This window comes from Chromobacterium sinusclupearum (genome assembly GCF_002902845.1).
In the GTDB taxonomy this organism is placed as follows: Bacteria; Pseudomonadota; Gammaproteobacteria; order Burkholderiales; family Chromobacteriaceae; genus Chromobacterium; species Chromobacterium sinusclupearum.
The window spans coordinates 1-11,714 of record NZ_PPTF01000032.1 but is presented as its reverse complement, the minus strand read 5'-3'; the positions used below and the strand labels follow the sequence as shown (position 1 = coordinate 11,714).

The window sequence follows — 11,714 nt, the reverse complement described above, 5'->3', positions numbered from 1 at the left end:
CCGGGGAACACTTCCAGCTGGGCATCGAAATTGCCTTCGCCAAACTCCTTCACGCAGGCCATGGCTTTTTTCTTCACGGCGATATGGCCCGCCACCATGTTATTGACCCCGGCCGCCATGGAGCGATACGCGCCCTGGAATTTCGCCTCATCCATGCGCACATCGATATCGCCCGCATCGTGCTCGGCCGACATATGGTTCATTTCGCCGATGAAGGCCTTGATATTGGCGCGCACCTGCTCAACGGTGTCGTTGATGAAGCGCTTCTTGCCGGGGAACACTTCCAGCTGGGCATCGAAATTGCCTTCGCCAAACTCCTTCACGCAGGCCATGGCTTTTTTCTTCACGGCGATATGCCCCGCCACCATCTGATTGATGCCGCTGACCATCTCGCGGTAGGCCCCCTCGAACTTGGTTTCGTCCATGCGCACGTCGATATCGCCCGCCTCATGTTCGGCCGACATGCGTTTCATATCGGCCAGCAACGTTTGCAAACCGGACTGGATTTGCGTGGCCAAGCGCGCGATGCGGCCGGCCTCGTCATGGGAGGAGATTTCCAGACGCGTATTCAGATTGCCGTTTGCCATCTGTTCGAGCATGGCGACAAGCGCCGGCATGCCATTTTCCTGGCTGCGGGAAAGCCATGCGGCCATCAATAACAGAGGCAAAGACAAGGTGCTGACCCATATGGCGGCATTCACCCAAATCTTTTCGCCCTCATAAACGCCGCCATGCGCGATTAACAGGGCGACATCGGAAAAAACCGTCAACACAATCAGGAGCGTCAACGATGCGATTACAGCGCGCTGTCGGTTATCAAACAAAGCCATGATGTACTCCCTGGTAAATAACACTTCAGATTGCGACCGAACCGATACTCAAGATCGAGCGCCATTTTTCCCTTATCCGAAAATCCATTCGCCTGATGGCTTGTTTTTCTTGACTCATCCGATACCTCGCACTGCTCAACATCGGGGCCGGCCCCCTGGAGTCGCTAACCATCTCGCAAGACCCCTGAGCCGAGACGCGCCGACACAGACAGTGGGAGGCGCAACGCAGGATCAGGGCTTGCCGAGCGGCTCTTAAAACAAAATCATGCTGGATTGCGCATCGGCCTGATGCCGATGAGGCGCTTGCTCCAAGGTGGTGTACTGGCTTTCCGCCTTTTCCACCCAGCTATCGACACTGATGGGTTGCGGCACCTCGCCCTGCCGGGCCTGCTCCTCGTCCTGCGTCAACCGGTCATCCAGCCGCCCCATATCGGACAGCACCCAGCCCATGATCTGGGCGGTGCGATCCTGAAATTGCAGATTCACCAGCACTTCCTCGATGCGTTGGCTGACCTGGAGATTTTCCGCCCGCAGGCTGGCGCTGGCAGAGGCCAGCCCATCGGCCGCTTGATTGATGCGGGCGAGCGTCGCCGCGATGGCGCTTTCCGAACTGACAAGCAGGCGCTTGTCCTCGCTAGACAGCCGCTCGGCTGCGGCCAGAGCGCCGCCGACCAATTGATTGGCAGTTGAAACCTTGTCCCGGATGCTGGCGCCCGTAGTCGCGGACAAATTGGACAGCTTCCTCACCTCGTCGGCGACGACGGCAAAGCCGCGGCCGCTCTCACCCGCGCGCGCCGCCTCGATGGCGGCGTTCAGCGCCAGAAGATTGGTGCGCGCGGCGATGTCGCCGACCTCGATGGCCATCTTTTGAAGGTCCTCGGTCAACTGCACCAGTGAGGCGATATCGCCCATCATCTGCTGCTTGGCCGCAGTCGCGGCTTTCAGCTCGGACAGGATGGCTTCCAGCTCGTCGCGCGCTCCGCCTATGGTCGATGCCAGATCCTCCTGCCCCTGGCTGGCAAAAGCGCCCAAAGCCCTCTTAAGCCGGCTGCGGATGTCTCGGAACTCCGCCACCAGCCCATCGACTGCCGACTCCGATTGCGCGCGCACCAGCTCCACGTTTTTGCGCCAGCGCGGCAGCATGGCCCGGCAAGTGACGCGCAAGGAGTCCAGATAAGCCGCCTGATCGCGGTGCACGGCCGTCTCCGCGTCGGATATCGTACGGCTCCGCTGTACAGACGCGTCGATAAAGCGCCCCACATCCCGGCCCATCCATGTCCGGCCAGCCCACCCCAGGGCCAGCAGCGCCCCGCCCGCCGACAGCGCGATCGGATGGGCGCCCAGCATGCCAAGCAGGAGCGACGCGCATGCCAGCGCCGAAACCAGCGGGAAAACAGTGAGGCTGAAAGGCAGGCGGATGGAAGATTTCATTGCCGTGCTCCGGGTGAGGACAGGATGGCCAGCAGCGCAGAAGGTCATGCACTGACATGCCTGAATTCTGGCCAGCCCCGCCTGGGGCCGCCATCCCAGCTTACCGGTAGCCCGCACTCAGGAAACTGAGTATCCCGGCGACGCATTCCTTCATCACGCGCAAACATGCTAAAGTCATGGCGAGACTATCCCTCAACCGACAGAGAAGAGCGCCATGAACGCCAATCCCTTGCTGCAAGACTGGAACACCCCCCACCAGCTCCCGCCGTTCGACATGATTCGCCCCGAACACTTCGAACCGGCTTTTGACAGCCTGTTCGCCGAACATCTTGCCCAAATCGATGCCCTGGCTGCGCTGAGCGAACCTGCCACTTTTGAAAACACCGCCGCTGCCTTCGATCGCAGCGGGCTGCGTCTGGAGCGCGCCCAGCTGCTGCTGGACAACCTGACATCCTCGGAAACTTCGCCCGCTCTGCAAGAAGTGGAACGCGTCATGGCGTCCAAGCTGGCCGAGCACCGCAGCCGCATTTACATGCATGCGGGCTTCTTCGCGCGGCTGGACGCCATCCACGCCCAGCGAGACAGCCTGAACCTGAACGAAGAGCAAGGCCGCTTGCTGGACCTGATCCACCGCGACTTCGTCCGCGCCGGCGCCAAGCTGCAGGGCGCGGCCCGCCAGCGCTACGCTGAGGTCGTTTCCAAACTGGCGGAGCTGACCACTGCCTTCGGTCAAAACGTGCTGGCCGACGAGAGCGAATACACGCTGCCATTGACGGAAAACGATCTGGCCGGCCTGCCGCCCTTCCTGCTGGACGCGGCCCGCGCCGCCGCCGAGGCGCGCCAGCAGCCGGGCTGGGCCATCACCCTGTCGCGCTCGTCCATCGTGCCCTTCCTGACCTTCTCCTCGCGCCGCGATCTGCGCGAACAGGCCTGGCGCGCCTGGACCGGGCGCGGCGAGCACCCGGAGCGCGACAACCGCCCGCTGGCGAAACAGATCCTGTCCTTGCGCGCCGAGCAGGCCAAACTGCTCGGCTATGCCAGCTTCGCCGATTACGCCATCGCCAACCGCATGGCCGGCGCGCCGGCCGCGGTGCACGCGCTGATGAACCAGGTATGGGAACCGGCCAAGGCCCGCTTCGAGTCGGAAAAAGCCATGCTGCGCGAGGAAGCCGCCAAACTGGGCGAACCGGCTGACATCCAGCCGTGGGACTGGTTCTATCTGGCGGAAAAAGTGCGCATCGCCCGCTATGCGCTGGACGACGCCGAGATCAAGCCCTACTTTGGCCTGGAGAATATGATCGCGGCGATGTTCGACGTGGCGGGCCGGCTATTCGGCCTCAGCTTCAGCGAACGCCACGACCTCAAGCTGTATCACCCGGACGTGCGCGCTTGGGATGTCAGCCGCGAGGGCAAGGTGATCGCCCTGTTCCTGGGCGACAACTACGCGCGGCAGAGCAAGCGCGGCGGCGCCTGGATGCATGTCTACCGCTGGCAGGGCCGCAACGGCGGCGAGACGCTGCCCATCGTCGTCAACAACAATAACTTCGCCAAGGCCGGCCACGGCCAGACGCTGCTGAGTTTCGACGACGTGCGCACGCTGTTCCATGAGTTCGGACACGGCCTGCACGGCATGCTGTCCAATGTGGAATACCGCCTGCTGGCCAGCCCCAACAGCCCTTGGGACTACGTGGAGCTGCCGTCGCAGCTGATGGAAAACTGGGCGCTGGTGCCGGAAGTGCTGGAGAAACACGCGCGCCACGCCGAAACCGGCGCGGCCATTCCCGCCGAGCTGGTGGCCAAGATCAAGGCCGCGCGCCACTTCAACCAGGGCTTCGAAACCGTGCGCTACGCCGCCTCCACGCTGATCGACCTGGCATTGCACGAACGCGACGACGCCGACGGCATCGACATCGCCGCCTTCGAGACCGCAGAACGCGAACGGCTGGGCGTCCCGCCGGCGGCCGGCATGAACCATCGTCCGCCGCACTTCGGCCACATCTTCTCCGGCGACGCCTACGCCGCCGGCTACTACGTCTATATGTGGGCGGAAGTGCTGGAGGCCGAGGCGTTTGGCGCCTTCGAAGAAGCAGGCGATCCCTTCGATCCGGAACTGGCCGACAAGCTGTATCGCTACATCTACAGCGCCGGCGACGCCCGCGAACAACGCGCCGCCTTCCGCGCCTTCCGCGGCCGCGATCCGCAAGCGGAAGCGATGCTGAAGAGCCGCGGCCTGCGTTAAGCCTGTCCAGTCCTGGCCAGCTCCGACCAGAGCTGGCCTTTTCCATTCCAAGCGGTCTTGACGGCCATTCTGGATACTTTGCCCCATGACTGATCCAATCATCCTGCTCAGCGCGCTGCATCAAGCCGCCATCGAACAACACGACCCCTGCGCCCATTTCGCCACGCTGATCACCGTGGATGAGGACGGCCAGCCCGCTTCGCGCATCGTCACCCTGCGCTCGCTGAACCAAGACGGCATCGCCTTGCTGGTCAATGCCGACAGCCCGAAGATCCGCCACTGGCAAGCCAATGGCAAATGGGAGCTGTCCGGCTTCTGGCCCATCGCCATGGTGCAATACCGGCTGCGCGGCGAGGCCGAGTTGGCGCAGACCGAAGCTGTGCGGCTAGACTGGCAAGCCAAACCGAAAACCAGCCAGCTGGCCGACCTTTACCATCAGCGCGTCCGGCCGCAGAGCAGCCCGCTGCCGTCGCGGCAGACCCTGCTCAGCGAGCTGGCGGAACTTGAGGCAGAGTGGCAAGACGACAATGCCGCGCCGCCTGGCGTCTCACAGCTGCTGCTAAAACCCGGATGGTTGGAAATCAGCCAGGCCTCGCCGGCCGACCGGCTGCATGACCGTCGGCTGCACCGCTTGCAGGACGGCGTCTGGACTGAGACCCTGCTGGTACCCTGAAACCATGGACCAAACTATCGAAACCCTGGTCTGCGTGGATATTGAAAGCAATGGTCCGGTTGCCGGCATGCATTCCATGTTGGCCTTCGCCGCCGTGGCCTTTAAGCTAGATGGCAAGATTTTGGCCGAGTTCAGCCGCAATCTGCAGCCGACCGACGGCATGGGCGAGCACCCAGACACTATGCAATGGTGGCGCACGCAGCCGGAAGCCTGGGCAGCCTTGCAGCGCGACCGCGTGGCGCCGGAGGCTGCGATGCATGATTTCGAGAACTGGCTGCGCGGCCTGCCAGGCGAGCCGGTTCTGGTGTCGCACCCCGCTTCGTTCGACTACGCCTTCCTGCATTGGTACAGTTTCCGCTACCTCGGGGGCGTGGCTTTTCATATTGCCGGGCTGGACATTCCTTCCTATGCCATGGCCGTGCTGGGCGTTCCCTATACCCGCGCCAAGCGCCGCCACTGGCCTGCCCATCTCAACGACGTCGCCAGCCCTCACAGCCACTTGCCGTTGGACGATGCGCGTGGACACGCAATGGCGCTTTGCAAGCTGGTGCGGCTGCGCAACGAGCGTTTTGCTCAGCCCTATTCCGACAAAGAGAAATAAAAAATGAACAACCCTTTGCTGCAAGCCTGGAACACGCCCCACCAATTGCCGCCATTCGATCTCATTCGGCCCGAGCACTTCGCGCCGGCGCTGGAGCAATTGATGACCGAACATCTCCAAGCGGTCGAGGCCATCGCCAAACAGCCCAGCCCAGCCAGCTTCGCCAATACGGTGGAAGCGCTGGAGGCTGCCGCCTTGCCGCTCCAGCGCGTCTCGCTGGTCTTCCATAACCTCTGCTCGTCCCACTCCACGCCCGAGCTGCAGGCAGTGGAGCGCTCGCTGGCGCCCAAGCTGGCCGCCCACCACGGCGCCATCTATCTGAACCAGAAACTGTTCGCCCGACTCGATGCCCTCATGCGTCAGGCATTGGAGCTGGAGTTGAACGAGGAGCAACGCCGGCTGCTGCAGCGGCTGCACCTGGACTTCCTGATGGCCGGCGCCTGTCTGCAAGGCGAGGCGCGGCGCGAATTCGCCGCGTGTGTCGAAGAACTGGCGGTGCTGAGCGCGCGCTTCGGCCAGAACGTGCTGGCCGACGAATCTGAGTACGCGCTGCAACTGCGCGATGAGGCGGAATTGGCCGGCCTGCCGCCATCGCTGCGCAATGCCATGGCCGAGACCGCCCGCCAACGCGGACTGGAAGGCTATGCGGCAACGCTGGCACGCTCGTCGGCCATCGCCTTCCTCACCCACTCCAGCCGCGCCGACCTGCGCGAGGCCATCTGGCGCGCCTGGACCACGCGCGGCGCCCGGCCGGCGCGCGACAACCGTCCGCTGCTGCAACGCATCCTGCAGTTGCGCCAACAGCAGGCCGGGCTGCTCGGCTATGCCAACTACGCTGACTACGCGCTGTCCGACCGCATGGCAGGCACGCCGCAGGCGGTTTATCAATTGCTGGAACAAGCGTGGGAGCCGGCCAAGGCGCTGTTCGCGCGCGAAAAGCAGCAGCTGCAGGCGATGGCGCGCAAGCTCGGCCTCGATGAAGACATCGCGCCCTGGGACTGGCGCTATCTGGCCGAGAAAGTGCGCTTGGAACACTATGCGCTGGACGACGCCGAGGTGAAGCCATATTTCAGCCTGGCCAATATGCAGGCGGCGATGTTCGATGTCGCCGGACGCCTGTTTGGCCTGCGCTTTGACGAACGCAACGACCTGCCGCGCTACCATCCAGACGTGCGCGGTTGGGAAGTGCGCCGCCACGGCCAGCTCATCGGCGTGTTTCTCAGCGACAATTTCGCCCGTCCCGGCAAGAAGGGCGGCGCCTGGATGAGCGTCTACCGCGCGCAAGGCCTGCATGGCGGCGTCTCGCTGCCCATCGTGGTCAACAACACCAACTTCGCCAAGGGCGAGCCGACGCTGCTGAGCTTCGACGACGTGCGCACCCTGTTCCACGAGTTTGGCCACGGCCTGCATGGCCTGTTGTCCCATGTTCACTACCCGCGCCTGTCCGGCACCCGAGTGCCGCGCGACTATGTCGAGCTGCCGTCGCAACTGATGGAAAACTGGGCGCTGGTGCCGGAGGTGCTGGAAAAGCACGCCCGCCACGTTGAAAGCGGCGCCGCCATCCCGCCGGCGCTGGTGGCCAAGATTCTGGCGGCGCAAAACTTCCAGCAAGGCTATGCCACGGTGCGCTATGTCATTTCCGCCTTGCTCGATCTGGAACTGCATCAGCAGACCGATGGAATAGACGATGCGGACGCGTTCCAGGACGAGGTGTGCCGCCGCTACGGCCTGCCGCCGGAAGCCGGCCTTGCCCACTCCCTGCCGCATTTCAACCATCTATTCAATGGCGGCTATGCTGCCGGCTACTACGTCTATCTATGGGCGGAAGTGCTGGAAGCGGAAGCGTTCTCGGTGTTCGAGCGGCACGGCGACGCCTTCAGCCCCGAACTGGCGGACAGCCTGTATCGCCACATCTACAGCGCGGGCAATGCGCGCGACCCGCAGCGCAGCTTCCAGGCCTTCTGCGGCCATGCGCCCAGCGCCAGCCCTATGCTGCGCAAGCGCGGATTGAAAGATTAAGGGCGGCGGACGTTTGCTGAGCGGCAACGCCGGCCAGCATGGCGGGACGAATCCAGGCGTTTTGCGCGCCGCATTTCATGCTCTGCCAGCGAAACAACAAAGCGTCGTCGCGCAAGGCACCCCGCCAAAACGGCGCAAGCGCCTTTCATGCAGCAAGCGTCAACCGCCACTGGGCCACCTCCGCAACACACCATTGCCATACCACTCGGCCAGCACGGGGATGCCGTTGAAATATTATCTTGCAAAAAGGATACTAGGGCACTGAATAAGCATACAAATTACATGGAGCCTTCATGCGCATTGCCATAGCAAGCTGTTTCGCCATCCTGGCATTGTCATCGAACCAAGTCCTGGCTTTCGATATCGGATCGGTGCTGAGCACTGTGACTCAAGCCGTAGACACCGTAAAAAGTGTGAGCGGGGTGGTCTCCAATCCCACCGGCGACCAAACCAATACGCCGCGCCTGCGGCTGACCCAACCCTCCCCTGTCGGCTCGCCTCTGCCCGCCAAGCTGGAGGAAAGCGATCACGTCTATAAGGAACTAGACGAAATGACGGTTTTCCTGTCGCGCCCCAACCTGAACCAGGACGGTTCCATCCGAGTCGAAAAGTCGGAACTCATGCGCGGCCAGGTGTACAAAGACGCCTATGAACACCCTGCCACGCAAAGCACCATGCAAGTCTGGGCCGCGTACAAGAACCAACTGGGGCAGCAGGGCTATCAGCTGGACTTCGTCTGCGACAAGCCTTGCAGCAACAATACCGACGTATGGGAGAAGGCCCTGGGCCTCATCATCTATCAGAAAACCGACCGCTACCTGGTGGCGCACAAGGCCAATACCTGGGTCTCTGTAGCCGTGGGAGAAATCAGCGATCATCCGCGCTCCAGCGTGAATGTCGTGATCCGCAACAACTAAACGCCGCGCCCGCTATCCGCGCAGATTATGCGAAACTGAAGCCGTCCAAACCACAGGAAACATCATGACCACTACCATTGCGCGCAAGGAGGAGGAAACCAGCCTGGACACTCGGGCCGCCGTGGAGATTTTCTTCTATGCCTACAAAGCCCTGACCAACAAGCCGGACGAAATGCTGGCCAAGCGTGGCCTGGCGCGCGTGCACCATCGCATTCTGTTTTTCGTTGCGCGCTATCCCAAGCTCTCGGTCAAGGACTTGCTGTCGTTTCTGGGCGTCACCAAGCAGGCCATTAACATCCCGCTGCGCCAGTTGATGGAAATGGGCCTGATCTGCAGCCAAGCGGCGCCGCACGACAAGCGCGTCAAACAGCTGACGCTGAGCGAGGAAGGCGTGCGGCTAGAGGAAAGCCTGCATCGCGAGCAGCAGCGGCTGCTGCAAACCGCATTCGGCGACTGTGGCGACAAAGCCACCCGCGACTGGTTTCTGATCAATGGCAGGCTATCCGAACATATGCTGCCTTGAGCCCAGCCCCAAATGACAAACGGCCCGGAATATCCGGGCCGTTGCTTTTAGGAGCTGTTGACGTTTTCTGTGTGGATCGCGTTTGAGCTTCGCCAAACCCGGTAGGGCCGGGCGCCTGTTCAATCGATGCGCTGGTAACTGACTTCCAGAATCTCGATGTCCTCATCGCCGTCCGGACCGCGGAACAGCACGCTATCGCCCTCGCGCGCCTTCAGCAAGGCGCGCGCGATGGGCGAGATCCAGCTGATACGGCCGCGCGGCAGGTCTATCTCGTCCACGCCGACAATGCTCAGCCGCTGCTCGCTGCCGTCGCCGCGCTGGATCAGCACGGTGGCGGAGAAGAAGATCTGGTCGGTTTCCTCGCGCGTTTCCGGGTCCACCACTTCGGCGATTTCCAGACGCTTGGTCAGAAAGCGGATGCGGCGGTCAATCTCGCGCAGCCGGCGCTTGCCATATAGGTAATCGCCATTTTCCGAGCGATCGCCATTGCTGGCCGCCCAATTGACCACCTGCACGATTTCCGGCCGCTCCCGGTTGACCAAGTGGTACAGCTCATCCTTCAGCCGCTGCCAACCGCCGGGCGTGATGTAGTTCTTGGTCGAGGCCGGCAGGCGGCGCTCCGCCGGCAGATCGTCTTCCTGCTGCTCGTCTTCTCGAGTAAATGCCTTGCTCATAGCCTTGTCGATTCCATGCGGCCGCCATCGATGCGGCGTCAGTCCAATTATGCCTCGGTTGCCGGCAGCGCCCTGCCCTCCAGCAATGCCAGGCAATACGGCATCAGCGCCTTGGGCCGCAGCTTGACCCTGCGCAATTGCGCCGCGTCCAGCCACACCAGCTCGTAGTGATTGTCCGGCGCCAGCTTGGCCAGCTCCGGTCCGCCCAGGCGCAACAGGCCGCGATGCTCCCGCGCGACGAAAACATGCTCGGTGCGGCTGTTGCCTTCCAGCACGCAGATCTGGCCGCCCAGCCAGACATTGAGCCCGGTTTCCTCGCGCGTTTCGCGCACGCAGGCCATCGCCGGCGTTTCGTTCTTCTTGATGTTGCCGCCAGGCAGCACGAAGAACTCTTTTTCCGGCTTGACCCGGCGCATCAGCAACAGGCGGCCATGCTCGATGATGACGATGGAGGCGCGCCACCTGCGCGGCTCAGCTTGCGTCCACTCGTCAGCCCCGGCCTCGTTCCATTGTTCCATTTTCTCTCCCGCAACGAAAAGCGGGCGCCGCCTGATGGCGCGCGCCCGCATTCGCCGCCGGCCGGCCAAAGCCGACCGATCTCTCGCTTACTCGGCGCGCGCAGTCTTGGGCTTGCGCGCCGAAGGACGACGCTGGCCGCCGGTCTTCTTGCCGCCGGTCACGGTCAGATTGGACCACTTCATCACGGCGGCCACTTCGGCGGCGTTCAGTTCGTAGAACTGGCCGCGCTTGAGCCGCGGCGGCAGGCCGATATTGCCGAAACGCACGCGCATCAGGCGGCTGACGGTCAGGCCGAAATGCTCGAACATGCGGCGCACTTCGCGGTTGCGGCCTTCCTTGATCACCACATTGAACCACTGATTGGCCGACTCTTCCTGGCCGCCGGTCTGGAAAATGCGGTCGAAGCGCGCCTCGCCGTCTTCCAGCTGCACGCCCTTGGTCATTTCCTTCATGATTTCCGGCGTCAGTTCGCCCAGCACGCGCACCGAGTACTCGCGCTCCACTTCGAAGCTGGGGTGCATCATGCGGTTGGCCAGTTCGCCGCTGGTGGTGATCAGCAACAGGCCCGAGGTGTTCACGTCAAGGCGACCGATGGCCACCCAGCGGCTGGATTTGGCTTGCGGCAGACGGTCGAATACGGTGACGCGGCCTTCCGGGTCGTCGCGGGTGACGATCTCGCCTTCTTCCTTGTGATACATGATCACGCGCGGCAGGCGGTCGGGCCACTTCAGCTTGATCGGATCGCCCTTGACCGTGACTTTGTCGTGCGGGCCGACCTTGTCGCCCAGATTGGCCTTCTTGCCGTTGACCAGCACCAGGCCGGCCTCGATCCATTCTTCCATTTCGCGGCGGGAGCCTACGCCGGACGAGGACAAGGCCTTCTGCAGGCGCACCGGTTCGATCTCGTTCAGATCGACACGCACCTCCTTCAGTTTCTGCGCCTTGTTCTTGATGTCCTGGCTGGGGCTGCGCAGGCGCAGCTTCTTGGCGCGCTGCACTTGCTGCTTGGGCTTGGCGTCGCCACGCCCCTTGGCCTCGGCCCTCGGGTTCTGCTCGGCCGACTTGTCGCCATCGGTCCTGTTGCGTCCTCGAGCGGCCTGATCACCGGCCGGGCGCGCGGCGTTCTTGTTGCCGAAACGCTTTTCGTGATCCAGCGCCACATTGCCGTTGATATCGCCGTTGCTGTCACGGGTGTAGGTCGGCTTGCGGTTGGCGGCGGCCAGCATCTGCTGCTCCTGCTCGCGACGCGATAGTTTGAACAGCGGCACGCCATTCTGTACCGGCGCGA

The 11,714-nt window shown here is 62.9% G+C and carries 11 protein-coding genes; 6 read left to right on the top strand and 5 right to left on the bottom strand.

Going from position 1 to position 11,714, the window contains the following annotated elements:
- Both C2134_RS21705 and C2134_RS09415 read right to left on the bottom strand, forming a co-directional pair.
- The coding region (locus tag C2134_RS21705) for a HAMP domain-containing protein (RefSeq protein WP_199179904.1) at positions 1-617 on the bottom strand (617 nt) is incomplete at its 3' end.
- A gap of 465 nt (positions 618-1,082) precedes the next feature.
- Positions 1,083-2,261, bottom strand: a complete 1,179-nt coding sequence (locus C2134_RS09415; RefSeq protein ID WP_146042120.1) for a methyl-accepting chemotaxis protein — start codon at positions 2,259-2,261, stop codon at positions 1,083-1,085.
- A gap of 214 nt (positions 2,262-2,475) precedes the next feature.
- Between C2134_RS09415 and C2134_RS09410 the strand changes: the two genes are divergently transcribed.
- From C2134_RS09410 to C2134_RS09385, 6 genes are all read left to right on the top strand, one after another.
- Positions 2,476-4,500, top strand: coding sequence for a M3 family metallopeptidase (locus tag C2134_RS09410; RefSeq protein WP_103319511.1), 2,025 nt, complete (start codon positions 2,476-2,478; stop codon positions 4,498-4,500).
- Positions 4,501-4,585: 85 nt separating this feature from the next.
- Positions 4,586-5,173: a pyridoxamine 5'-phosphate oxidase family protein gene (locus tag C2134_RS09405; RefSeq protein ID WP_103319510.1), complete on the top strand. Its 588-nt coding sequence runs from the start codon at positions 4,586-4,588 to the stop codon at positions 5,171-5,173.
- 4 nt (positions 5,174-5,177) lie between these two features.
- Positions 5,178-5,774: a 3'-5' exoribonuclease domain-containing protein gene (locus tag C2134_RS09400; protein WP_158248735.1), complete on the top strand. Its 597-nt coding sequence runs from the start codon at positions 5,178-5,180 to the stop codon at positions 5,772-5,774.
- 3 nt (positions 5,775-5,777) lie between these two features.
- Entirely contained in the window at positions 5,778-7,793 is a 2,016-nt protein-coding gene (locus C2134_RS09395; protein WP_103319506.1) for a M3 family metallopeptidase, read from the top strand.
- Positions 7,794-8,086: 293 nt separating this feature from the next.
- Complete coding sequence (locus C2134_RS09390) at positions 8,087-8,710, top strand: hypothetical protein (protein WP_103319504.1); 624 nt, start codon at positions 8,087-8,089, stop codon at positions 8,708-8,710.
- Positions 8,711-8,774: 64 nt separating this feature from the next.
- The gene (locus tag C2134_RS09385; protein ID WP_103319501.1) at positions 8,775-9,233 is read left to right on the top strand and encodes a MarR family winged helix-turn-helix transcriptional regulator; all 459 of its coding nucleotides are present in this window, start codon (positions 8,775-8,777) and stop codon (positions 9,231-9,233) included.
- Positions 9,234-9,352: 119 nt separating this feature from the next.
- Here C2134_RS09385 and greB read toward each other — a convergent pair whose 3' ends face one another.
- The 3 genes from greB to C2134_RS09370 all read right to left on the bottom strand — a co-directional run bounded on the left by greB (position 9,353) and on the right by C2134_RS09370 (position 11,652).
- Positions 9,353-9,907: a transcription elongation factor GreB gene (gene greB / locus C2134_RS09380; protein WP_043620841.1), complete on the bottom strand. Its 555-nt coding sequence runs from the start codon at positions 9,905-9,907 to the stop codon at positions 9,353-9,355.
- A 47-nt stretch (positions 9,908-9,954) separates the two neighbouring features.
- Positions 9,955-10,425 carry an NUDIX domain-containing protein gene (locus tag C2134_RS09375; RefSeq protein WP_158248734.1) on the bottom strand — a complete coding sequence of 157 codons (471 nt, stop codon included), beginning with the start codon at positions 10,423-10,425 and terminating at the stop codon, positions 9,955-9,957.
- An 87-nt stretch (positions 10,426-10,512) separates the two neighbouring features.
- Positions 10,513-11,652, bottom strand: a complete 1,140-nt coding sequence (locus C2134_RS09370) for a pseudouridine synthase (protein ID WP_233196402.1) — start codon at positions 11,650-11,652, stop codon at positions 10,513-10,515.
- Positions 11,653-11,714 lie beyond the last annotated feature (62 nt).